General features: G+C 58.2%; 23 protein-coding genes. 7 read left to right on the plus strand and 16 right to left on the minus strand.

Annotation, left to right across the window (positions count from 1 at the left end; genetic code table 11):
- Window positions 1–139: 139 nt before the first annotated feature.
- The 7 genes from murB to ftsW all read right to left on the minus strand — a co-directional run bounded on the left by murB (window position 140) and on the right by ftsW (window position 5736).
- Entirely contained in the window at window positions 140–1066 is a 927-nt protein-coding gene (gene murB, locus J7413_RS08145; RefSeq protein ID WP_209097572.1) for a UDP-N-acetylmuramate dehydrogenase, read from the minus strand.
- Window positions 1067–1161: 95 nt separating this feature from the next.
- Window positions 1162–1488 (minus strand): hypothetical protein, encoded by a 327-nt coding sequence (locus tag J7413_RS08150; RefSeq protein ID WP_209097573.1) that lies wholly within the window; start codon window positions 1486–1488, stop codon window positions 1162–1164.
- Window positions 1485–1730 (minus strand): DUF2484 family protein, encoded by a 246-nt coding sequence (locus tag J7413_RS08155; RefSeq protein ID WP_209097574.1) that lies wholly within the window; start codon window positions 1728–1730, stop codon window positions 1485–1487. Before J7413_RS08155 ends, J7413_RS08150 begins: the two co-directional genes overlap by 4 nt.
- Window positions 1727–1996 (minus strand): DUF2484 family protein, encoded by a 270-nt coding sequence (locus tag J7413_RS08160; protein ID WP_209097575.1) that lies wholly within the window; start codon window positions 1994–1996, stop codon window positions 1727–1729. Before J7413_RS08160 ends, J7413_RS08155 begins: the two co-directional genes overlap by 4 nt.
- Window positions 1997–2064: 68 nt before the next feature.
- Complete coding sequence (gene murC / locus J7413_RS08165; protein ID WP_209097576.1) at window positions 2065–3474, minus strand: UDP-N-acetylmuramate--L-alanine ligase; 1410 nt, start codon at window positions 3472–3474, stop codon at window positions 2065–2067.
- Window position 3475: 1 nt separating this feature from the next.
- Entirely contained in the window at window positions 3476–4573 is a 1098-nt protein-coding gene (gene murG, locus J7413_RS08170; RefSeq protein WP_209097577.1) for an undecaprenyldiphospho-muramoylpentapeptide beta-N-acetylglucosaminyltransferase, read from the minus strand.
- Window positions 4570–5736 carry a putative lipid II flippase FtsW gene (gene ftsW / locus J7413_RS08175; protein WP_209097578.1) on the minus strand — a complete coding sequence of 389 codons (1167 nt, stop codon included), beginning with the start codon at window positions 5734–5736 and terminating at the stop codon, window positions 4570–4572. Before ftsW ends, murG begins: the two co-directional genes overlap by 4 nt.
- Before the next feature lie 174 nt (window positions 5737–5910).
- Here ftsW and J7413_RS08180 point away from each other — a divergent pair, with 174 nt between their 5' ends.
- Window positions 5911–7107 carry an NAD(P)/FAD-dependent oxidoreductase gene (locus J7413_RS08180; RefSeq protein ID WP_209097579.1) on the plus strand — a complete coding sequence of 399 codons (1197 nt, stop codon included), beginning with the start codon at window positions 5911–5913 and terminating at the stop codon, window positions 7105–7107.
- Here J7413_RS08180 and murD read toward each other — a convergent pair.
- The 8 genes from murD to mraZ all read right to left on the minus strand — a co-directional run bounded on the left by murD (window position 7104) and on the right by mraZ (window position 16307).
- Window positions 7104–8510: a UDP-N-acetylmuramoyl-L-alanine--D-glutamate ligase gene (gene murD, locus J7413_RS08185; protein WP_209097580.1), complete on the minus strand. Its 1407-nt coding sequence runs from the start codon at window positions 8508–8510 to the stop codon at window positions 7104–7106. The genes J7413_RS08180 and murD overlap by 4 nt on opposite strands.
- A 157-nt stretch (window positions 8511–8667) precedes the next feature.
- Window positions 8668–9750 (minus strand): phospho-N-acetylmuramoyl-pentapeptide-transferase, encoded by a 1083-nt coding sequence (gene mraY / locus J7413_RS08190; RefSeq protein ID WP_209097581.1) that lies wholly within the window; start codon window positions 9748–9750, stop codon window positions 8668–8670.
- Window positions 9750–11192: a UDP-N-acetylmuramoyl-tripeptide--D-alanyl-D-alanine ligase gene (gene murF, locus J7413_RS08195; RefSeq protein WP_209097582.1), complete on the minus strand. Its 1443-nt coding sequence runs from the start codon at window positions 11190–11192 to the stop codon at window positions 9750–9752. The genes mraY and murF overlap by 1 nt, the downstream gene beginning before the upstream one ends.
- Window positions 11189–12670: a UDP-N-acetylmuramoyl-L-alanyl-D-glutamate--2,6-diaminopimelate ligase gene (locus J7413_RS08200; RefSeq protein ID WP_209097583.1), complete on the minus strand. Its 1482-nt coding sequence runs from the start codon at window positions 12668–12670 to the stop codon at window positions 11189–11191. Before J7413_RS08200 ends, murF begins: the two co-directional genes overlap by 4 nt.
- A gap of 21 nt (window positions 12671–12691) precedes the next feature.
- The gene (locus J7413_RS08205; protein ID WP_209097584.1) at window positions 12692–14476 is read right to left on the minus strand and encodes a penicillin-binding protein 2; all 1785 of its coding nucleotides are present in this window, start codon (window positions 14474–14476) and stop codon (window positions 12692–12694) included.
- Window positions 14473–14826: a cell division protein FtsL gene (locus tag J7413_RS08210; protein WP_209097585.1), complete on the minus strand. Its 354-nt coding sequence runs from the start codon at window positions 14824–14826 to the stop codon at window positions 14473–14475. Before J7413_RS08210 ends, J7413_RS08205 begins: the two co-directional genes overlap by 4 nt.
- Window positions 14827–15819: a 16S rRNA (cytosine(1402)-N(4))-methyltransferase RsmH gene (gene rsmH, locus J7413_RS08215; RefSeq protein ID WP_209097586.1), complete on the minus strand. Its 993-nt coding sequence runs from the start codon at window positions 15817–15819 to the stop codon at window positions 14827–14829.
- 2 nt (window positions 15820–15821) lie between these two features.
- Complete coding sequence (mraZ, locus tag J7413_RS08220) at window positions 15822–16307, minus strand: division/cell wall cluster transcriptional repressor MraZ (protein WP_209097587.1); 486 nt, start codon at window positions 16305–16307, stop codon at window positions 15822–15824.
- A 708-nt stretch (window positions 16308–17015) separates the two neighbouring features.
- Here mraZ and J7413_RS08225 point away from each other — a divergent pair.
- The 5 genes from J7413_RS08225 to ptsP all read left to right on the plus strand — a co-directional run bounded on the left by J7413_RS08225 (window position 17016) and on the right by ptsP (window position 22791).
- Window positions 17016–17477, plus strand: coding sequence for an NUDIX hydrolase (locus J7413_RS08225; RefSeq protein WP_247743401.1), 462 nt, complete (start codon window positions 17016–17018; stop codon window positions 17475–17477).
- A gap of 112 nt (window positions 17478–17589) precedes the next feature.
- A complete protein-coding gene (locus J7413_RS08230; protein ID WP_209097588.1) occupies window positions 17590–18060 on the plus strand; it encodes a DUF1178 family protein in 471 nt (156 codons plus the stop codon).
- 18 nt (window positions 18061–18078) lie between these two features.
- The gene (locus J7413_RS08235; protein ID WP_209097589.1) at window positions 18079–18723 is read left to right on the plus strand and encodes an SDR family NAD(P)-dependent oxidoreductase; all 645 of its coding nucleotides are present in this window, start codon (window positions 18079–18081) and stop codon (window positions 18721–18723) included.
- 202 nt (window positions 18724–18925) lie between these two features.
- Window positions 18926–20161 carry an aspartate kinase gene (locus J7413_RS08240; protein WP_209097590.1) on the plus strand — a complete coding sequence of 412 codons (1236 nt, stop codon included), beginning with the start codon at window positions 18926–18928 and terminating at the stop codon, window positions 20159–20161.
- A 386-nt stretch (window positions 20162–20547) separates the two neighbouring features.
- The gene (gene ptsP / locus J7413_RS08245; protein ID WP_209097591.1) at window positions 20548–22791 is read left to right on the plus strand and encodes a phosphoenolpyruvate--protein phosphotransferase; all 2244 of its coding nucleotides are present in this window, start codon (window positions 20548–20550) and stop codon (window positions 22789–22791) included.
- A 42-nt stretch (window positions 22792–22833) separates the two neighbouring features.
- Here ptsP and J7413_RS08250 read toward each other — a convergent pair whose 3' ends face one another.
- On the minus strand, window positions 22834–23601 hold the full coding sequence (locus J7413_RS08250; protein ID WP_209097592.1) for an EcsC family protein: 768 nt from the start codon (window positions 23599–23601) through the stop codon (window positions 22834–22836).
- A gap of 160 nt (window positions 23602–23761) precedes the next feature.
- Here J7413_RS08250 and J7413_RS08255 point away from each other — a divergent pair, with 160 nt between their 5' ends.
- Window positions 23762–24214, plus strand: coding sequence for a hypothetical protein (locus J7413_RS08255; RefSeq protein WP_209097593.1), 453 nt, complete (start codon window positions 23762–23764; stop codon window positions 24212–24214).
- Window positions 24215–24259 lie beyond the last annotated feature (45 nt).

The raw sequence follows: 24259 nt of genomic DNA on the forward strand, positions 1-24259 counted from the left end.
GGCAAGAGATGCCTGCTCGGATTGGGCTTTGTGCCCTGCTCTCAGTTCGGGCTTTGCCCTGTTTTATCGGGCTTTGCGCCCTTGTTTTGGTAACTTCGAACCGCTTTTTTGTGCCTGTTATTAAGCGTTTGATAAGAAGTCAGTCAGCGGAGGGCTCCCCGACCCGCATGATTTCCCACTGTAGCTCTATTCCGCTGTTTTGGAAAACCCTTTTTCGCACCTCTTCGCCCAGATTTTCCAAATCTGCGGCCGTTGCGTCACCTGTGTTGATCATGAAATTGGAATGCATCTCGCTCATTTGCGCGCCACCTATGCGTGCACCACGCATCCCTGCATCATCAATCACCTTCCAGGCTTTCAGATCATGCACGTCATCCGCCTTGCCCGTTGATGAAAATCCGGCCGGGTTGCGGAAGGTGCTCCCAGCAGAGCGGTCTTTGGTTGGTTGCGTCGCATCCCGTTTGGCCAGCTGATCTTCCATCCGTGCTGCCAGCACCTCTGGATCTCCAGAAGGCCCCTGCAACACCGCCTCCACAATCACCCAACCTTCGGGCAATTCGGTCTGGCGATACTGGAACTTCAGATCCTCTGCGGTAAGGGCGACGATCTCCCCCTCCCGCGTGACAGCCGTGGCCTCGACAAACACATCTGCAGTGTAGCTGCCATAGCATCCCGCATTCATCCGCACAGCACCGCCAATGGCACCGGGAATAGTGCGCAAAAACGTCAGATCCACGCCAGCCGCCGCCGCTTTGCGGGCCACTTGCGCATCGAGCGCCGCGGCACCCGCCCGCACACGATTGCCTTCAATTTCTGTATGATTGAAGCCACGCCCCATGCGAATGACCACGGCACGCAGACCGCCATCGCGCACAATCAGATTGGAGCCTACGCCCATCGGAAAAACCGCCACATCTTTGGGCAAGGCTTTTAGGAAATCGGCAAGATCCTGAACGTCAGCGGGCTGAAACAGATAGTCCGCCGGACCGCCAACGCGCAGCCAGGTCAAGCCTGACAGATCTTTGCCTGGTGTCAGCTTGCCGCGCGGCGTGGGCAGATCAGTCATTGGTACGGGTCCTTTGGCTTAATGGTCACCGCACCGATAGCGAAGCCACCCTCACACCACAAGACCCGCCTCTGTGTGTACGCGTCAATTCCCGCCTAGGCCCGATCGCGCAGCGCATAAATCCCAAAATGCAATCCCCACCCCAAAGCAAGCGCCCCGGGCAGCCCCAATGCAAGCCAACCACTATAGCTGTAAAGCGCAGCGAGCGACTCTGGGTCTGACACAACCTTAACCGTGCCAAGTGTTACAAGAAGTGAGACAAACAGAATGACAAGACAAATCAAGATCAAGCTTGCACGTTTCAAGAGGCCGCGATTTTGTCGAAATCCCGTAACAACCCCATAGATTGGCATCAGCATCACCGCGAACCAGATCACCGCGTTCAAGCCCAGCGTCAGATCCAACACAAGATCAGCGATCATCCCAATTTCCTTTTAACCCAACGCCAGAGGTAGATAACCGGCCAGCGCATAATCCACGCCCCCATGCCAACAAACACAAGCGCAAACCAGATGTTATGTTGCACAGCAAGGCCAATCACAATCGGCACACCAATCGCCATCATCACATAGGCAAAGCGCCAGTGGTGATCCTTAGAAGGGAACATTGCGCGCAGATTGGCCGCGATCAGCCAAACACAGGCGCTGATCAGCGAAAGGCTCACTCCCGCTGCTCCGCGGCATCACTCTCGACATGCAGCCCAAGAGCTTTGCGCCCGTAGTACAGCAAGGGTCGACGAAACATGGATACAAACCCGAATAGCGCGAGCCCACCAAACACCCAGCCATGCTCATAGAAGATCACACCGATCAACAGAATGGCCGCTATCAGCAAACCAAAACCTGGCACAAACTGATACCGCATCGGCAACATTGCGACAGCGGTTGCGGCAAGTACCCACAAACAGGCGAGTATCAAAACAAAACTCACGTCGCACGCCCTTTCGTTTGCGTTTTCAGCAGTCTACTCAACCCTAGCAATCACGCAAGCACGATAGATCAGGCGCCCAAGTGGCCCGGCAGGCCATTGGCCCACGCACTGATCGAACCCGCGCCGAGGCAGACCACGATGTCTCCGGTTTTCGCGGTCTCCTTGACCAGCGCAACCAGATCCGACTCCTCAGAAATAGCGATCGCGTGACGGTGCCCATGAGCCACCAATCCCGCGATAAGATCATCGCGACTTGCCCCCTCAATCGGGGCTTCCCCAGCTGCGAAAACATCAGCAATGCCGACAACATCCGCCTCATTGAAGCAGGTGCAGAAATCCTCAAACAGCGAATGCAAACGCGTGTAGCGGTGCGGCTGGTGCACGGCAATGACCCTTCCACCGCTGTCACCAATTGCCTGACGCGCGGCCTTGAGCACTGCGGCGATCTCCACCGGGTGATGGCCGTAGTCATCGATCACCGGCACGCCCCCCAGCACTTCGCCCACTTTGGTGAAGCGGCGGTTCACGCCGCCAAAGGCTGCAAGCGCTGCGCGAATTTCATCAAGCTTCATTCCAAGATGACGCGCAATCGCCACCGCGGACAATGCATTTGACACATTGTGATCGCCGGGCATCGGCAGCGTACAGCCTTCGATCACTTTGCCTTCGGCCTGCAAGGCGATGTCAAAATGCGCAACGCCCGCTTTGTAGGTCAGGTTCAGCGCCCGCACATCGGCCTGCGCATTAAAGCCGAAGGTCACGACGCGGCGGTCAGTGATTTTGCCCACAAGCGTCTGCACATCCGGATCATCGGTGCAGCACACCGCCAGACCATAAAATGGAATGTTTGAGACAAAGTCATAAAAGCCTTTGTGCAGCGCCTCTTCAGTGCCCCAGTGCTCCATATGCTCTGGGTCGATGTTGGTCACAATGGCAATGGTCGCGGGCAAACGATTGAAGGTGCCGTCGCTTTCATCGGCCTCAACCACCATCCACTCGCCGTCGCCCACACGCGCGTTCGAGCCATAGGCGTGAATAATGCCGCCATTGATCACTGTTGGATCAAAATTGCCGTGATCCAGCAACGCCGCCACCATCGTAGTGGTGGTGGTTTTACCGTGCGTACCGGCCACGGCGATGTTTGATTTCAGACGCATCAGCTCGGCCAGCATCTCTGCACGTCGCACCACAGGCAGACCTTTCAGGCGTGCTTCATCTAGCTCGGGATTGCCGGGTTTGATGGCCGAAGAAATCACCACAACTTCGGCATTTTCCAAATTCTCCGCCCGCTGGCCTTCAAACACCGTCGCGCCCATATCAGCCAGGCGCTGCGTGATCTTCGTGGATTTCAGGTCAGAGCCCTGCACCGTATAGCCGTGGTTGATCAACACCTCGGCAATGCCGGACATGCCAATGCCGCCGATGCCAACAAAGTGGATGGCGCCCACGTCGCCGGGAAGTTTGGTTGCTGCGTTCATCTTATTGGTCCTTGTTCGCCAGCTGCTCGACCAGCGCAACAAGCGCCTCGGTCGCGTCCGGCTTGCCCGCCGACAGCGCGGCCTGAGCCATCTGGCTTGCGCCCTGCGGGTTGCTCAAAATGGTTGTGATTTGTTCGGTCAGCGAGTCCGGCGTCAGAAGGCTCTCAGGCACAACAATCGCCCCGCCCGCCTCTGCCAGCCCCCGCGCATTGGCCGTCTGGTGATCGCCCGCCGCTGCGGCAAAAGGCACAAGGATCGACGGGCGCCCAATAATGGAGATATCGGCGACAGAACTGGCGCCAGAGCGCGAGATCACCAGTTGCGCTTCGCTCATGCGCGCAGGCACATCGTTGAAGAATGGCTGCACATCCGCAGAGATCCCAGCCTCAGCATAAAAGGCGGACACCCGGTCAAAATCCTCATCGCGCGCCTGATGCGCCACGCGCAGGTTGTCCAAAATCTCAGGAGGCAATGCCGCAATCGCCGCAGGCACCACATCACTTAGGATACGCGCACCCTGACTGCCGCCAATCACCAGAACCGACATCGGATAATCGCCTGGCGCGATATAGCCAGCACCCGCGCGATCCATCACGGACTTGCGCACTGGGTTGCCAACAGGCGTGCCCTCAATGCCGTCCGGCAAAGCAGTGGGCCATGTGCCGCAGGCCACCACGTTCACGCGCTTGGCAAAGACTTGATTGACCCGCCCCAGCACACCGTTTTGCTCATGAATCATGCGTGGCAGTTTCAGCAGCCAAGCGGCGCCCATCGCGGGAATGGTCGGATAGCCGCCAAAGCCGACCACCACATCGGGCCGATCCTTGCGCATTTTCATCGCCGCGCCCAACACACCGCCCAGAATGCGAAACGGCACGGCCAGCTTGGCCAGCGCACCACCGCGCGCAAAAGTGGCGGAGCTGACTTGTTCAATCTCCACCGTATGCGGAAAGCCACCGGTATAGCGCGCGCCACGCGCATCGGTGGAGAGTTTCACCCGCCACCCTTTGCGCAGCATCACCTCTGCCAGCGCCTGCGCGGGGAACATATGCCCCCCCGTGCCGCCTGCTGCTATCACCAAAAGTGGCTGTTTGTTCATCTACCATGCCCCCGCAAAATATCCCCAATCTCACCCTGAGGACGGCTGCGGGTAAACGCCAAAATCATGCCAACTGCAATCCCCCCGGCGATGAGGGACGAGCCGCCATAGCTCACAAACGGCAAAGTCATGCCTTTGGAAGGCAAAAGGCGCACCGCAACACCCATATTGATGAGCGCTTGTACGCCGAAAATCGCCACAAGCCCGGTGCCAGCCAACCGGATGAACGGATCACGTTCCCGCATCAGGCGGAAAAACGAGCGCAACACGATTGTCGCGTAAAGCGCAAGAATCGCAAACACAAGGATCAGCCCATATTCTTCGGCAGCAACTGCGATGATGAAATCCGTGTGCGCATCAGGCAGTGACCATTTCACCTGCCCCTCGCCCACACCGACACCAAAAAGACCGCCTTCGCGGATTGCCTCAGTTGCATAGCCAATCTGGGTGGTCGGGTCGACGGAGCGATCCAGAAAACCATCGATGCGGCGCGCGAAGTGCTCTGAACTTGTGTAGGCAAATCTGGCAATCGGAATGAGGGAGAGAATAATCCCCCCGATCAGCAGCATGGGCGCGCCGGAGACAAAATACATCACGCTCCAGCCAAATAGGATCAGACAGGCCTGACCGAAGTCAGGCTGCAACGCCAGCATCAGCACAATGGTCACCATCAACAGAAACGACCAGCGCCGCCCCGGAGGGCCATTGATTTCCTCATTGGCCGCCATAAGCCAGGCTGCCACGACCACGAAACCGGGCTTCAGAAACTCAGACGGCTGCAAAGACGCAAAGCCCAAAGAATACCAGCGCGTGGCACCTTTACCGAAGTCCGTGCCAAACACCGGCAAGAGCGCCAGTGCAACCATTGCAACGGCAAAGCCCAAAACAGACAAACGACGCACCAGAGTTGGCGACATCATCGATGTGACGATCATGGCAACCATCGCCAGACCGCCAAAAAATGCCTGTTTCTGCACATAGTGAAACGGCGCGAAACCGTTTTTGGCAGCCAAAGGTGGGCTTGCGGCCATGCCAAGCATCAGGCCAATGACAAACAACAAGACGATCGACGTCATTGTCCATTTATCAAGTGTTTGCCACCACTTCGGGAGCACGGGCTCACGCGCCCGAACGGGCAGCGCGCCATAAACCATCTCTGTCATCGAAATCCGCCGATCTCTGCCTCAAAACGCCCGTTTTCCGGGTCTAAGTCGAAGAGTAACACCCAATAGGCTTTATGGAAAGTATAGAGATCGGTGATTTCCACCCGACCCGCCGATCTTACGCATAAGCTTCGCCCCCTTGACCTGAACCACATCCTCAGGCACCTCGCGCCCATGAGCACACAGACACATTGGGACAGCATTATTCTGGGCGCAGGCGCGGCCGGCATGATGTGCGCCGCACATACGGGCGGGCGCACGCTGCTGCTCGACCACGCCAAAGCTCCGGGTGAAAAAATTCGCATTTCTGGCGGCGGGCGCTGCAACTTCACCAATATGTATGCTGGTCCTGAGAATTTCCTTTCAGGCAACCCGCATTTCTGCAAGTCCGCGCTCAGCCGTTACACGCAGTGGGATTTTATAGACATGGTGGCGCGCCACGGCATCGCCTATCATGAGAAAACCCTTGGCCAGCTGTTTTGTGACAACAGCGCCAAAGACATCATCGCCATGCTGCGCGCGGAACTCACCCAAGCAGGTGCCGAACTCTGGCTTGAAACACAGATCGCAAATGTCACCCACGACGGATCGCACTTCGCTCTAGAGGTCGAAAAAAACGGGCAAAGGCAAAAACTGAGCTGTGCGAACCTCGTTTTGGCCACGGGCGGAAAAAGCATCCCCAAGATGGGAGCGACAGGGCTGGCGTATGACATCGCGCGTCAGTTCGGCCTTCCGGTCACAGACACCCGTGCAGGGCTTGTGCCTTTCACATTCTCAGACGGGCGCTTCAAAGCCATCTCCGGCGTGGCCCATACTGTGCGAGCGACAGCGGGTGGCGCCAGTTTTGAGGAGGCCGCGCTGTTCACCCACCGTGGCCTGTCTGGCCCGGCTATGCTGCAGATCAGCTCTTATTGGCGCGAAAGCCAGCCGATTGCCATCAACCTCTTCCCTGACAGTAACCCATTTGAGACGCTCCGCGAACGGCGACAGGCGCAAGGGCGACGCAATCTGACAACTGAGCTTGCAACACTTCTGCCTGCCCGTCTGGTGGACCACTTAAGCGAAACCATGGATCTGTCCGGCAACCTTGCAGACCAATCCGACAGCACATTAGAAACGCTCTGCAACACGCTGCAAAACTGGCAGCTTACACCATCAGGCACCGAAGGCTATCGCACTGCCGAGGTCACCCTTGGCGGGATCGACACAGACGGGCTGTCGTCCAAAACCATGGAAGCCAAACACGTTCCCGGCCTTTACGTGATCGGCGAAGCCATGGATGTGACCGGCTGGCTGGGCGGCTTTAACTTTCAATGGGCCTGGAGCTCTGGTTGGGCCGCCGGTCAAGCCATCGCCGCCAAACGCGCCTAAGCGGCCCCTGTTGCCGCACGCACCTCTGCTACAAAATCGTCGCCACGCTTTTCAAAGCTGTCATATTGATCAAAGCTCGCCGCCGCTGGCGCAAGCAGGACAGTTTCCCCTTCCTGCGCCTCTGCCACAGCACGTGCAACCGCCTGCGCCATCGTGGTGCAAACTTCTGCTTCAACCCCTTTGAGTTGCATGGCAAAATTCGCAGCCTCTCGCCCAATGACATAGGCTTTCACCACCTCGCTTGCACTTGCAGCAAGATCGCCAAGGCCACCCTCTTTTTCAAGCCCGCCACAGATCCAGCGGATCTTTTTGAACGCCGACAAAGCCTTTTGCGCCGCATCCACATTGGTGGCCTTGCTGTCATTAACGTAGGTCACACCAGCGGCCTCAGCGATGATCTGGCTGCGATGCGGCAGCCCGCCAAAGCTGGCAAAAGCCGCCTCAATCACACGTGGCGCAAGACCTAACGCGCGGCAGACCGCATAGGCAGCGCAGGCATTCTGATGGTTATGTGCGCCCGGCAAGCCCCTGATGGCGCGCAGGTCAATCGAGCCCGCCTGTCGCCCCTTGCGATATTCGCTGAGGAACCCTTTGCGCGCAAAAACATTCCAACCAGCGCCGGTGAGTTTACGCTCGGTTGAAATACGCATCACACGGTCATCCGCCGGGCCCTCGGAAAGCTGCCCTGCAAGGTAACGCCCCTCAATCTCATCGACGCCCACAATCGCGCGGTCAGGACCACCTTCGGCAAAGAGACGTCGCTTGGCCGCAAAATAGCCGCCCATACCCGCGTGACGATCCAAATGATCCGGGCTGAGGTTTGTGAACACGGCAATGTCTGGCGTCAGGCTCCGCGCAAGATCCGTTTGATAGCTGGACAGCTCCAAAACAATCACATCGCCATCTTCCGCCGGATCCAGATCAAGCACGCCACGGCCGATATTGCCTGCCAGCTGCGTGCGCCGCCCAGCCTCGCTCAGCACATGATGGATCAACGCAGAGGTGGTGGATTTGCCGTTGGAGCCGGTCACAGCAACGACCTTCGGCATGATGTCAAACATCTCCCAACCGCCATCGGCGAAAGAGCGGAAAAACAAACCAATGTCGTTGTCCACAGCAACACCGGCCTCCAAAGCCGCAGCCACTACGGGATTGGGCGTTGGGTAGAGATGCGGAATTCCCGGGCTGACAATCAGGCTGGCAATGCCGTCAAAAGCGTTCTGCTTGAGCAAATCGGCACAGAGGAAACCTTCGCCCTCTGCGGTTTCGCGCGCTTTGGGGTTGTCGTCCCAACAGATCGCTTCTGCTCCGCCCGCACGCAGCGCCCGCGCTGTGGCCAGACCTGAGCGCCCCAAGCCCAAAACGGCGACCTTCGCGCCCTCAAAGCCCTGTACTGGAATCATCTGTCACCCCCAAAAAGTTCCGCACCGACACTGCCCTGCCTGCAAGGTAGGTACAAGATGCGGACATCGAATGCCTGCGGCGGGCATATTTTGCGAATGACAAAAAAAGGCGCGCCAAACATGACACGCCTCTCGTTAAATTGGCAATCTGACCCGATCAGCGCAGCTTAAGCGTGGCCAGACCAATCATCGCGAGGATCACGGCGACAATCCAAAACCGGATCACGATCTGCGGCTCAGACCAGCCCTTTTTCTCATAGTGATGGTGGATCGGCGCCATCAGGAAAACCCGCTTGCCAGTGCGCTTGAAGTAGAGCACCTGAATGATCACGCTCAGCGCTTCCACCACAAAGAGGCCCCCAATGATGCCAAGCACCAGCTCGTGTTTGGTGGACACGGCAATCGCGCCCAATGCGCCACCAAGCGCAAGTGAGCCGGTGTCGCCCATAAACACCGCTGCAGGCGGCGCATTATACCACAGAAAACCCAGACCGCCGCCCATGAGACCAGCCACGAAGATCAGGATTTCACCGGTGCCGGGCACGTAATGCACATCCAGATACTCGGTGAAGTCAACACGACCCACCGCATAAGCGATAACACCCAGCGCACCCGCCGCGATCATCACAGGCATGATCGCCAGACCATCAAGACCATCCGTCAGGTTGACCGCGTTTGCAGCCCCCACGATCACGAACATGGCAAAGGGCACATAGGCCCAGCTGAGGTTGACGAGCACTTCTTTGAAAACTGGAACCGCCAATTGGAACTGCAACACATCCGGCTGCAAGAACGTTGCCCAAACCCCTGCAATCGCAGCAATAACAAAGCCCAACAAAAGACGGACGCGGCTCGACACACCTTTGGTGTTTTGCTTTGAGACTTTTGCGTAATCATCGGCAAACCCGATCAGCCCATAGGCCAATGTCACAAACAATACGAGCCAGACAAAGCCATTGTCCCAGCGCGCCCACAGTAGTGTGGAGGTGACCAAAGCACCCACAATCAGCAGCCCCCCCATAGTGGGTGTGCCGGCTTTGGCGAAATGCCCCTCGGGTCCGTCATCGCGGATTGGCTGGCCTTTGCCCTGCTTGCGGCGCAGCACGTCAATCAGCGGGCGCCCGAACAGAAAGCCAAAGATCAGCGCCGTCATGAAGGCACCACCAGCGCGGAAGGTGATGTAGCGGAACAGGTTGAAGAAATCACCGCCATCCGACAGCGCGGTCAGCCAATAGAACATTACAGGTCCTCGTTTTTGGATTGCGCTGCGGGATGGCTCAGTTTGCGGATGGCGTCAACCACCTTGGCCAATGCCATGGACAGGCTGCCCTTGGCCATGACCACATCACCGGCATCAACCAGCCGACGTACCTCTGTCGCCAGCTCTGCGCTCGTTTCCGCCCAAAGCCCGCGTTTCTCCTCTGGCAGAGCCCCATGCAGGTGCTGCATCAGCGGCCCGATACAATGCACAACATCGATATCGGCCATCGCTGGGTGATCAGCCAGCGCCGCATGCATAGCGATTTCTTCACCGCCCAGCTCTTTCATATCACCAACAAAGGCGATCCGACGCCCTTTGCCGATGCGCCCAATACCGTCTTTTGGTTTTGCCGCCGCCAAAACTTCAAACGCAGCCCCCAGGCTTGTGGGATTGGCATTATAGGCCTCATCAATCAGCTCCAGAGTGCGGTCTGTTTCCACCGGATCAAGCACCAGAGTTTCGCGCGCGCCGCGCCCCACAAACGGGGTCCAACGGCCAAGATCGGCCACCGCCAGCGCCAGGTCTGCGCCCATCGCATCGACAGAGGCCAAAGCGCCAAGCGCATTCATCGCAAAATGGCGCCCTGCGCTTTGCACTTTAAAGAGCACCGGTGCGTCACCCTGCATTGCGCGCGCCACGGTCACATTGCCCTGCAGCGTGATCTCACCCAGCCGCCAGTCTGTTGCGCTCTCGCCAAACTCCTGTTTGGCAAACCCAAGGGCTGCCGCATGGGCGCGCAGCACATCTGCGGTGTCGATATCCGCGTTTACGATGGCGATGCCATCCGGCTCCAACCCGTCAAACACCGCCGCTTTCTCCTGCGCGATGCCTGCGACATTCTCAAAAGCTTCCAGATGCACAGCGGCAACGGTTGTGACCAATGCCACATGGGGGCGGGCCATTTTCGCCAGCGGTGCAATTTCACCGGGATGGTTCATGCCGATTTCAATCACCGCATACTCGGTGTCTTCTGGCATGCGCGCCAGAGTGAGCGGCACACCCCAATGATTGTTGTAACTGGCCACCGACGCATGGGTGCGCCCCTGCCCTGACAGCATGGCACGCAGCATCTCTTTGGTGGAGGTTTTGCCAACCGATCCCGTAACCGCCACAACGCGCGCGGCTGTGCGGGCGCGCCCTGCGCGGCCCAGCGCCTCAAGTCCCTGTAAGACATCGTCGACAATCAACAGAGGCGCATCCTCTGACAGACCTTCAGGCACACGGCTCACCAGAGCGGCCGCCGCGCCTTTTGCCAAGGCTTGCGCCACAAACTCATGGCCATCGCGCGCCGCGGTCAGCGCAACAAAGAGATCGCCTTCCTCAAGGGTGCGCGTGTCGATCGACACGCCTTTGCAGGCCCAATCGCCAGTGTTGCGTCCGCCCGTGGCATGAGCAGCGGCCTCTGAGGTCCATAGTGTCATGCCAGACCTCCATCCAATGCAGCTACGGCCACGCTGGCTTGCTCACAATCATCAAATGGCAGAATGTCATCGCCGATTTCTTGCCCGGTCTCATGGCCTTTGCCTGCAATGAGCAACGCATCCCCCGGCTCAAGCGCATCCACCGCGCGCAGGATCGCTTCGGCGCGATCCCCCACTTCGGTGGCCTCTGGCGCCCCCTCCATCACCGCTGCCCGGATGATGGCCGGATCTTCGCTGCGTGGGTTGTCATCCGTGACAAAAACCACATCGGCAAACTCTGCCGCGGCCTGCCCCATCAGCGGGCGTTTCGTTGTGTCGCGATCCCCACCGGCCCCAACCACGATGATGAGGCGCCCCATAACATGCGGGCGCAGCGCTTTGAGCGCGGTGGCCACACTGTCTGGCGTGTGGGAATAGTCCACATAAACGGCGGCGCCATTGGCGCGCGTTGCGGCCAGCTGCATCCGGCCGCGCACCCCTTGCAGCTCATGCAATACCTCAAACACGCGCTCAGGTTCCGCACCGCAAGCAACAGCCAGTCCAGCCGCCAAAAGTACATTTTCCGCCTGAAATCCACCCAGCAGATTGAGCCGCGTCTGATAGCTTTTGCCCCGGAAGGTAAAGCGCACATCCTGCCCTGTGGCATCCAGACGCTGCGCCGTCAGCGCCAAATCAGCATCCCCCTTGCCCACAGTCAGCACGCCCTGTCCGCGACCTGCTGCAATCAGCGCCATATCCATGCCGCGCGGATCATCCACATTGATCACCGCTGTGCCCTCTTCCGGCAACACACGCGCAAAAAGCCCAGCCTTGGCGTTGAAGTACTCATCAAAGGTTTCGTGATAATCAAGATGATCTTGGGTAAAGTTTGTAAATCCTGCCGCCGCCAGCTGCACCCCATCCAGACGGCATTGCGCCAATCCGTGAGAAGAGGCCTCCATTGCTGCAAAGCCAATGCCAGCATCTGCAGCCGCCGCCAATGTGCGGTGCAAAGTGATCGGTTCAGGTGTGGTGTGATGCAGCGGCGCGGTGAAATTGCCTTCCACGCCTGTCGTTCCCAGGTTCACCGCTGCAAGCCCCATCTCCTGCCAGATCATCCGCAGGAAAGTGGCCACAGAAGTTTTGCCATTTGTGCCGGTCACCGCTGCCATAATGCCCGGTTGCGCACCGAAAAACAGCGCCGCCGTATAGGCCAATGCCTGACGTGGATCCTCTGCAACCACAAGAGCGGCACCACTCGCCGCCAGCTCCTGCTCGGCAATCTTCGCCCCCGCCGCATCCGTCAGAATGGCAGACGCACCCATGCGCAGCGCAAACTGAATGAACGTGCCACCATGCACCCGCGTGCCAGGCAATGCAGCAAAGAGGAACCCCTCTTTGACATCACGACTGTCCACTGCAAGCCCGGTGATTTCCGGATTTGCGCCCCCAATGGCCGTCAGACCCAATTCAGAAAGTTGTTTTGCGCCCGCTGCCATCTTTGCCCGCCTGTCTTCGGCTTAATTTGATGTCAGCGTTATATCAGCCAACTCCGCAGGTTCAACTTCGGGTCGCAGCCCCAAAAGCGGCGCCACGCGGGCAATCATCTCTGCTGCAACCGGCACCGCTGTCCAGCCCGCTGTGCGGCGCGGCTCATCACCCGATGTTTCCACAGGTTCATCCAGCGAGAGGATCAGCACGTATTTGGGATCATGAGTTGGGAACATCGCCGCAAATGTCGCGATCACCTTATCCTCATAGTAGCCACGCCCGTTTTCTTTGGGTTTGTCGGCCGTACCCGTTTTGCCCCCCACGGCATAGCCCGGCACCTCACCAAAGGAAGCGGTGCCTTCGCTCACCACTTTGCGCAGCATCGTCCGGGCGGCTTCGGCGCTCTCAGCACTCATCACCCGTGGCCCGACCTCGACATCGCCCTGCTTCAGCAAGGTTGGCGTGACTTTTGTGCCGCCATTGGCGATTGCCGCATATCCCGCGGCCAGATGCAGTGGGCTTGCAGACATGCCATGCCCATAAGAAATCGTCATCGTTGACAGCTCAGACCAGTTCTTAGGCAGCAACGGCTGCGCGCCACGCGCCTCCACTACCTCGACCGGGGTTGGCTCAAAAAAGCCAAGGTTGCGCAAGAAGTCCTGCTGACGCGCAGCGCCGATCAGTTGCGCGATGCGTGCTGTACCAATGTTTGACGACTTCACGATCACTTTGGTCAGCGTCAGCTGCGCGCCGTAATTGCGGAAATCGCGAATGCGGAATTTCCCCCAGCGCAACGGCCCCTTGGTGTCAATCATCGTCTCAGGTGCGGCCAGTCCAAGTTCCATGGATTGCGCCGCTGTGAAGATCTTGAAGGTCGAGCCCAGTTCATAAAGCCCCTGTACCGCACGGTTAAACAGCGGGCTATCCGCGGCCTGCCCCTGAACCGGTGGGCGTGGGCGCTTGTTTGGATCAAAGTCCGGCAGGCTGACCATGGAGATCACTTCGCCGGTCTGAACATCCATCAGAACCGAACTTGCGCCTTTGGCATTCATCAGCTTCATGCCGCCCCAGAGCACCCGCTCCGCCGCAGCCTGCACAGTCAGATCGATTGACAATGTAAGCGCCTTGTCGCCATTCAGCGGATCACGCAGCTCTGCATCAAAATATTTCTCAACGCCTGCCACGCCGATCAGCTCGGCATCATGCACATCCTCTTTGCCAAAACTCGCACCGCCCAACACATGCGCCGCCAGTCGGCCATTGGGATAGAGCCGCATTTCGCGACGCCCAAACAGCAATCCAGGCTCACCAATATCATGGACGGCCTGCTGTTGCTCTGGACTGATTTTCTTCTTGATCCAGAGGAACTTTCTCTTTCCTGTGAAATCTTTTATCAGGCGTTCTTCATCTAAGCCTGGAAAGATCGCCACCAACTCTTTGGCTGCGCGCACCTTGTCGATCATATGGTGCGGCTGCGCATAAAGCGCATGGGTCTCAAGGTTGGTTGCGAGGATGCGCCCATGGCGGTCTACAATATCCGCACGTTCCGCCTGAATCCGACTGCCAGCATAGCTCGTGCGCGGCTCAGACGCCTCTGAGACACTGACCATGCCCATGCGCGTACCAACTGTGATAAAGGCTCCGGTAAAAAGCACCGCCATAATAAGCAGCCGCCCCTCGGCACGCGCACGTCCCTTGCTGCGCATTTCCTCATGGCGCGCACGCAGATTGGCACGCTCAATGCTGTCGGGGTTCTCCCCAACTGCGCGTGCCCGAAGGATAGATGCCAAAGGCCGCAAAGGGGTGCGCGTCATGGCGTCACCTCTTCAGCGGAAACTTCAACAGCATTTTCCAGCTCAAACCCAAACTCTAGCCCCGTGGATGGGTACGCGACCTGTTCCACCCGACCAAATTGATTGGGACGCAACGGAAGCAGCTGCAAATCATTGTAGTTGATCTCTGCCAAGTCTCGCAGTCGGTCGGGGCGATTGAGATAAGCCCACTCAGCCTTCAAAACCGCCAATCGCGCCCGCGCCACACCAATCTCGCGCTGCAAACGTTCGGTTTCGCCGATCATCGCCTGTGTGCGGTAATTCTCTTGATAGGCCCAGACAGACAGCGCAATCACCATACCAGCGGCCAAAACAAACAACACGGTTCGCATTTACTTGCGCCCCCCAAGTGTTGGCATACCAATCATTTTGCCCGCGATTTCTCCCGCTGGTGCATCGGTGCGGCGCGCAACCCGCAACTTTGCAGAGCGCGCACGCGGATTGTGTTCCAGCTCCTCTGGATCCGGCCCCACGGCCTTTCGCGTGATCAATTCAAACGCTGGCTTTTCCTGTTCTGTTTCAGGCGCATAGCGGTTGACGTTGCCGGTTTTGCCCGCACGGGACTGCAAGAACCGTTTCACCATGCGGTCCTCAACCGAATGGAATGTCACAACCGCCAAAAGCCCGCCGGGCTTCAGCGCGCGCTCGGCCGCCATCAGTCCGCGAAACAGCTCGCCATATTCATCATTCACGGCAATCCGCAGCGCCTGAAAGCTGCGTGTCGCTGGATGGCTTTGGCCCGGCTTGGCGCGCGGCAGGCAACTTTCCACGATCTCCGAAAGACGCAGAGTTGTGGTGATTGGCTCGAGCGCCCGCTCGCGCACAATGGCTTTGGCAATGCGACGGCTCGCCCGCTCTTCGCCATATTGGTAAATGATATCGGCCAACTCAACCTCACCGGCCTCATTCACCAGATCCGCAGCTGAAGGCCCATCCTGGCTCATACGCATATCGAGCGGACCATCCTTCATAAAGGAAAACCCGCGCTCTGCCAAATCCAGCTGCATGGAGCTCACCCCGAGGTCCAGCACAACCCCATCCAGATCCTCGGCATATTCATCCATCTTGGAAAAGACACCAGCGACAAGCTCAATCTGATCACCATAATCCCCGACCCAGGGCGCCGCCATTTCAAACGCCAATGGATCGCGATCCACACCATAAACCTTGCTGGCCCCGGACTCGATCAAGCCGCGGGTGTAGCCCCCTGCACCAAAGGTGCCATCCAGCCACCGCCCGGACACCGGTGCCACTGCGCGCAACAAGGGGGCAAGCAGGACAGGAATGTGAGGGCGTTTTGCGGCGGTATCTTCAGAAGTCGCCATAATCAGAACCCCTCATCTCCATCCAAATAGATCGACGGATCAGCATCCGGATCAAAGTCTTCATCTGCTTCCAGCGCGTTGATCTCGTCGTAGCCATCTGGCGTCCAGATTTCGAAAGTGTCGCCCTTACCAGCAAACACGGCCATATCCACCAGACCAATCTTGTCACGCTGCTCTTTGGGCAAAACGATACGCCCGGTTTCATCCACGGACGCGTCGATGGACTGCGTCAGGTACAGATTGGAAAGCGCCAGACGCTTTTTACTGCCCCGAGGCATCTTCATGATGCGGCCCACCACATCATTCATGGCCTCAACGGTGAAACATTCCAGATAGTCGCGCGTTTTGCCGCCGTATACGATCACGAGGTTGGGGTTTGCACCACTTTTCCACTCAGGGTCGCCTGCTTCAAGCACACGGCGGAACTTGGCCGGAATCGACATCCGCCCCTTACCATCCACCTTGTTACGACTTTCGCCGCGAAACATGAGCGCCACTGCCTATGGCCCTTTCAACCTCTACCTGCCCCACCACCCCAAGACATCTGCCTGGTGGAAGCGAAACGGCGGATTGATCTGCTGCCACTGATCAATCCGCCGCCCTCGTCCCGCTCTTGCGGGGGTGTCCAGTTGCGCGTGCCACCTGGGGGGATGTTCTGCTCGCCCACGCACCGGATCTCTTTTTTTCGATGAAAGCGGGCGCCTGTATGAAACCTGACTTGGGATTGAGGTCTTTGCGCCTCGTTTGTTCCCGTCCTCATCGTGGAAATAGGGATCGCATGGGAATTCATGGAAGGCAACAGAAATTTTGCCCCACAGAGTCTATATATAAAAAAATCGCAACCAAGATATCCACAAGAAACGCCTCACACCACCCACAGAACCACCAGATATCCACTGACACCCACCCCCAAACACCATATGAAGTGAAGTTAGCTCAAATGGGCCAAACTCCCAAAAATTCCCAAAAAGTTTTCACGCAAGCGTAGAAATGGCGCCATTTTCGGACCGTTTCCACAATTCCTCGCACTCATCACCCCCTGATTCGCACCACTTTCCCATGCAGACCACCAGCCGTTCCCACCGTTTCCCACCCCTCCATTTCGACCCAGCCCATAAATTCCCAGAAACGCCCCTTGTCTCCCCAGCACACCGCATTAGGCTCTCGCCGAGCGATACTGCATAAGAGGCTGTCTCATGGGCGCACTTCCACCCAAAGCTGTTGAGGCCATGATCCGCAAAACACGCAAGAGCGGGAAAAACATCCAACTCGCGGCGCTGCCTTACCGCATCCGTAAAGGGAAGGTGCAAATTATGCTGATCACCTCGCGCGGAACCCGCCAATGGATCATCCCCAAAGGCTGGCCCATGGAAGCCCTCAAACCCCACAAAGCCGCCGCTCAAGAAGCATGGGAAGAAGCCGGCATCGTCGGAACAATTGAAAAGCACTGCCTCGGCCAATACCGGTACCGTAAAACCCGCGGCCCGCTTTATGGCCAGAAAATCCGCGTCCTTGTATTTGCGCTTCAAGTGGAGAAATGCGCAAAACACTTCCCTGAAGCAGGGCAACGCCAGCGCAAATGGATGAGCCCCCAAAAAGCGGCCAAACAGATCCGTATACCAGAGCTGGCGGAAATTGTGCGGGACTTTGCTCCATAGCGCCCAAACAAACGCATTGGCCAAGCCACACAGCCGCGCGCGACGCTTGATCCCCCCAACCCTGCGCCATATGTTCGCCCAGACGACCACTTGAGCAAGACACACCTTCGCGATGATCAACTACACTTTGAAATGTGCCGAAGGGCACCGCTTTGACAGCTGGTTTCAATCGGCTGAAGCTTTTGACAAGCTCAAGGCCAGCGGAATGGTGGCTTGCGCAGTCTGTGGTGATACCCAGGTTGAGAAGGCGATGATGGCTCCGCGCGTTCGACCAGCCAGAAAGGCGGCAAGCAAAGCCCCCGAACAGGAAGCCCCGCGAGCAGAGGCCAAGCCCGCCCCCGGTGCGCTGTCCGCGCCAGCATCCCCAGCAGAACAAGCCTTGCGTGACCTGCGCAAACATGTGGAAGCCAATTCCGATTATGTGGGCAAAGACTTCGCCTCAGAGGCACGCGCCATGCACGAAGGCAGCACACCTGAGCGCGCCATCTACGGCGAAGCAAAGCCCGAAGAAGCCAAAGCCCTGATCGAAGAAGGCGTGCCGGTTGCACCACTTCCCTTTTCGATTGGGCGCAAAACAAATTAGGGCGAAAAGGACATTCAAATGCACACACTCATCACTGGCGCCAATCGCGGCATCGGGGCCACACTTGCCGATCACCTGCGCGTGCAAGGCCACAAAGTAACCGGTACAAGCCGCGCTGGCGGCGACTTTTTACAGCTTGATGTACGTGACCCGGCAAGCCAGGCCGCGATGGCGCAGGCGCTGGACACCCAGCCCATCGATCTCCTGATCTGCAATGCCGGCGTCTACTTGGACAAAGGTCAAAACCTGGCCGATGGCTACCCCGCCGACATGTGGGATGACAGCTTCGCCACCAATGTCACCGGCGTTTTCCTGACCGTGCAGAACCTGCTGCCCAACCTACAGCTGTCCGAGGCGCCAAAAATCGCGATCATCTCCTCGCAGATGGCGTCTCACACCCGTGCGCCGGGGGGCTCCTACATTTACCGCGCGTCCAAAGCTGCCGCTCTGAACCTCGGGCGCAATCTTGCAACCGACCTGACCCACATCGGCATTGCTGTCGGCATCTACCACCCCGGCTGGGTACAGACCGACATGGGCGGCACGCAGGCCGACATCACCCTTGAAGAAAGTGCCGCGGGCCTGATCAACCGGTTTGATGCCTTGACCCTTGAGACGACCGGTTGCTTTGAAACCTGGGACGGCCGCGCCCACGCCTACTGAGCGCGTCAGTCTTCTCACTCACAAACTTCTCATTCACAAAATATCCCGGGGTGAATGGCGCAGCCCGCTGCGCCGGAGGGGCTGGCCCCTCATGCCTCCCCCGCCTCTCACTCCCACCTCAAGGGCCGACAAAGCCAATCAAGCTTGCCTCTTGCCCCCCAACCGCGTAAACCCGCTCCGACTTACGATTTAAGGACGCGCCATGCCCGTACTTGTGATGAAATTCGGCGGCACTTCAGTCGCCAACCTCGACCGCATCCGCCGCGCCGCCAAACGCGTCGGCGTGGAAGTGGCCAAAGGCTATGATGTCATTGTCATCGTCTCTGCCATGTCCGGGGAAACCAACAAGCTTGTGGGCTATGTCGACGAAACCTCCCCACTCTATGACGCACGTGAATACGACGCTGTCGTAAGCTCTGGTGAGAATGTGACAGCCGGTCTCATGGCGCTGACCTTGCAGGAAATGGATGTGCCCGCGCGCAGCTGGCAGGGCTGGCAGGTGCCGCTCAAAACCACCTCCGCGCACAGCCAGGCGCGCATCGAGGAAATCCCAACCGACAACATCAACGCCAAATTTGGCGAAGGCATGCGGGTTGCCGTTGTGGCAGGCTTCCAAGGCATCTCCGAAGAAGGCCGCATCACCACCCTAGGCCGTGGCGGCTCCGACACCACAGCCGTGGCCTTTGCCGCCGCCTTTGAGGCAGAGCGCTGTGACATCTACACCGATGTGGATGGGGTCTATACCACCGATCCGCGCATCTGCCAGAAGGCGCGCAAACTCGACAAAATCGCCTTTGAAGAAATGCTCGAACTGGCCAGTCTCGGCGCCAAGGTCCTTCAGACCCGCTCCGTAGAACTTGCCATGCGCAACCAAGTCCGGCTGAGAGTTCTCAGCTCTTTTGAAGAACAATCCGACGAGGCAGGCACACTGGTCTGCGATGAGGAGGAAATCATGGAATCCAACGTCGTCTCCGGTGTCGCCTACTCGCGCGACGAAGCCAAAATGACCCTTCTGTCCGTGGCAGACCGCCCCGGCATCGCGTCCATCATCTTTGGCTGCCTGTCTGATGCAGGCGTGAATGTGGACATGATTGTGCAAAACATCTCTGAAGATGGCCGCACCGACATGACCTACTCGCTGCCCACCGATCAGGTGAAGCGCGCCGAAGCGGCCTTGGACGAGCTGAAAACCTCAGGTGGCCTGAACTTCGCAGAGCTGGTGATCGACGAAGAAGTCGCAAAGGTCTCTGTGGTTGGCATCGGCATGCGCAGCCAGTCTGGTGTTGCGGCCAAAGCCTTCAAAGTGCTGTCAGATGAAGGCATCAACATCAAGGTTATCACAACCTCTGAGATCAAAATCTCGGTGCTGATCGAACGCAAATACATGGAACTCGCGGTTCAAGCGCTGCATGATGCATTCGAGCTTGAAAACGCCTAACGGCCAAGCGCCGCACACATTACCCCAAAGGGCCACGCCATGATCGGCGTGGCCCTTTTCTGCCTTACCACTGCGCCCTAAAATCTGACCGACGCCCAATTTTCAGGCAATGCATCCCAATCGCGCCGCCAAATTGCAGGGTACCCGGCGCGCCTCACGCATCCCATGCTTCACCGCAGCATCGCGTCGCACCGCACGATTTCACAGCTTGCCCTGCCTCTGACGCAGATGAAGCCGCTTTCAAGGCATGCCTGTCGCCAAATCAATTCGGGATACGCTGCACCGCAGCAGCAATTTGCCGCCGAGGAACCCTTATAAACCATTTGGCATTCGCGTTGGTTGTGGTCTATTCGCATCATAGGCGACAACCGAGGACCACATCGTTTATGGCGCAAGACACCCAGACGGAAAGCCGCAAACTGCTTGGGCGGCTCAGAGACGCTTTGGCCGAAGACAGCGCAGGTCAGGAACGTCTGGACAAGATCACCAGCCTGATTGCCAAGTCTATGGGCACCGAAGTGTGCTCTATCTATCTGTTTCGCGATGACGAAACGCTGGAGCTTTGCGCGACAGAAGGCCTGAACGCCGAAGCGGTGCACCAGACCCGGATGCGGATTGGCGAAGGCCTCGTCGGTCGCGTGGCCCGCGCCTCTCGTGTCGTGAACACAGATGATGCGCCCAACGCCAAAGGGTTCCGCTACATGCCGGAAACCGGTGAGGAAATCTATTCCAGCTTCTGCGGTGTTCCGGTACAGCGCCTGGGCGACAATCTCGGCGTGCTTGTGGTGCAGTCCAAAGACAAGCGTGTGTTTTCACAAGATGAAATCTACGCTTTGGAAGTGGTTGCCATGGTGCTCGCGGAAATGACGGAACTGGGCGCCTTTGTTGGCGAAGGCGCCGCCATGAGCGCGCGCCACCAGCAATCAGAAATGTTTCGCGGCACCAGCGGGCAGGAAGGCGCCTCAGAAGGCCACGTCTGGCTACATGAGCCACGCGTGGTGGTGACAAACCCCGTTGCAGATGATCCAGAGGTGGAGCTCAAACGCCTCAATGACGCGGTTGATGAGCTTCGCGTGGGCGTTGACAAGATGCTGGACACCGCTGCGCGTGGCGACAAAGAACAGCTTGACGTGCTCGAAGCCTACCGCATGTTTGCCAACTCCAAAGGCTGGATGCGCCGGATGGAGCAGGATATCTCTCGCGGGCTTTCTGCGGAAGCCGCTGTGGAGATGGAACAATCAGCCGCGCGCGCGCGCATGGAGCAGGTCACAGATGCCTATCTGCGCGAACGCCTGCACGATCTCGATGACCTGTCCAACCGCCTGCTGCGGATTCTGACCGGTCAGGGCAGCGAAACAGGGGCGGAAATGCCCAGCGATCCCATTTTGATTGCCCGCAACATCGGCCCCGGGGAACTGCTGGAATATGGCCGCAAACTCAAAGGCATCGTGTTGGAAGAAGGTTCTGTTGGCAGCCACGCCGCCATTGTGGCGCGCGCACTTGCGATCCCGCTGGTCATTCACGCGGACAAAATCACCACCGAAGCGCTAAACGGCGACCATATCATGGTGGACGGCGATCAGGGCATCGTCCATCTACGCCCCGACGACACTGTTGTCACCGCCTTCCGCGACAAGATTGCGATGGTTACACAGGCACAGGAACGCTACGCCTCGATCCGCGACAAAGATGCCGAAAGCCTCGATGGCGAAGTGGTGCATCTGCATATGAACGCGGGGCTTATGGCGGATCTGCCCTCCCTGCCGTCCTCCGGAGCCGAAGGCGTGGGGCTGTTCCGCACAGAGCTGCAGTTCCTGATCCGCAACCAGATGCCCAAACGCACCGAGCTTGCGCGCCTGTATGGCCGGGTGATGGATGCGGCCGAGGGCAAGCGCGTGGTCTTTCGCACCCTCGACATCGGCTCTGACAAGGTGCTGCCCTATATGGCGCCACAGGATGAGCCAAACCCGGCCCTTGGCTGGCGTGCGGTGCGCGTGGCGCTCGACAAACCCGGCGTGATGCGCATGCAGCTTCAGGCACTTTTGCGCGGGGCCAACGGTCGGCCGCTGACCATCATGTTCCCCTTCATTGCACAATATGAAGAGTATACCGCCGCCCGCGCCGAAGTGGACAAAGCGATAGAGCGTGAGCGTATTCTAGGCCACCCGCTGCCCGAAACACTCGAAGTGGGCGCGATGCTGGAAACGCCCAGCCTCGGCTTTGCGCCAAAACGCTTTTACGAAGAAGTTGACTTCCTCTCCATTGGCGGCAACGACCTGAAGCAGTTCTTCTTTGCTGCTGACCGGGAAAACGAACGCGTGCGCCGCCGCTATGACACGCTGAATGTCAGCTTCCTGACCTTCCTCGAAGGCATTGTGAACCGCTGTATCGACACGGGCACGCCGCTCAGTTTCTGTGGCGAGGATGCTGGCCGCCCAATCGAGGCCGTTTGCCTGGCCGCCATGGGGCTGCGTCACCTTTCCATGCGTCCGGCATCGATTGGCCCCGTCAAAAGCCTGCTGCGCCGTGTCGACCTGAGTGAGGTACGCCGCGTGATCTATCAGGCGCGCGAACAGGGCGATCAATCCGTGCGCCCTGCGGTGATGGACTATCTGCGCAACGGCAACTGAGGCAAAGGCCCTCGCCACCTTGCATCAGGTGGCGGCGGCGGCTTACTCCGCGCCCAAACGCCTGCGCATCGCGGCAATCAGATCATCCGGGGCCACATCCGCCTCCACAGCCAGTTTGCGCAGGCCAAAATGCACATGCGTAATGTCCTGATAGTAGCTTGTGTAAGCGTAGTTGGTCGCAGCACCCGCCGCTGCACCAATCACCGGCACTGCCTGCGCGGCCAGCTTTTGCCCAAGCACTGGGGCCAGACGCGGCACAATCACCGAGCTGATCCATTTCGCCCCACCAACCGCCAGCCCAGCACGCTGCTCCAGCATCGCCAGATCCGCCCCACGGTCTTCTTCAAACGGTCCATTTGCAGCTAGCACCCGGACGCAATCAAACCGCACGCTTTCTTGTGATGGGTCAAACCCATATTGCGCGGCAACACCCTGAATGGCGCGCAACAACACGGTCACGGTGATCGGTAGCTCCGCCAACGAAGATGTCACCCCGCCAGCGCCACCCGCTGCACCCAGTGCCGCCGTAATGGAGGCGTTGATCCAGTCGGGCTGATCCTTGATCACCCCCCGGCTTCCATCGGCCCATTTCACCGCCTGCGTCAGCGCAATTTCTGTCGCGCTCCCGAGCCCTGTCTGCACCTCTTGCGGCAAAGACTTGAGCAAACCGCCAACCGGCATACCCAGTACGCCCAGCACTTTCATGCCAAGCCCGCTGGCGCCTTGATAACGCGCCGCCAGGGCATCCAATTCGTGGTCTAAATCAATTTCACGCGCCGGTACGTCCGGTAAAATCTCAACGTTGGTCATGATGTTTAACTATGCAATCTCCTTCGCCGTTCAACCTTAGCAGACAGATTGACCCGGCAGATCGCAACAACCTGCTCAGTAAATGAAAGGAGCATTGGCAACGATGTTGCAAAGCGCTAGCTCTCAAAAACCTGACATGTCCATCAGTACAGAATAAATCATGACCTTCGAAATCTTTGCCTATGAAGCCAGCGTCTGGATTGCACTCAGCTTGGCCTGGCTTTTGATGTTCAGAGCATGCCACACATTACTTTGGCGACCAAATCGGACACGCCAATTTTGGCAAGTGTGCAAAACTCTCTGCTTTTCGATTCTGGGGTTCTTCATATTGGCACACGCGCGTCAGAACTATGCGATTTGGCGTGTCCATTCTTTCGACGTGGATGGTGACGGCATTTTCACAGCCAACGATCCTCGCGAACCACCATTTGGCTACTTTTGGGAACAAATGATGGCAACTGATACGGCCGTTAATTTTGCAGTATTCGGAGCGACAGCCTTTTCGCTGGCCCTGCTTTTCTGCGCATTCTGCATCGCAAGCTTAGTATTTATAGCGACCAAAGTCTGGCAGGGGCTCGTTTCGCGCAAAACAACAGACGCACCCAGCGGTTAAGCTTTAAGTACAAGCGCCTCACCCTGCGGCACAGTCAAGTTTCTT

The sequence above is a fragment of the Shimia sp. R10_1 genome (genome assembly GCF_017744095.1).
Taxonomy (GTDB): domain Bacteria; phylum Pseudomonadota; class Alphaproteobacteria; order Rhodobacterales; family Rhodobacteraceae; genus Shimia.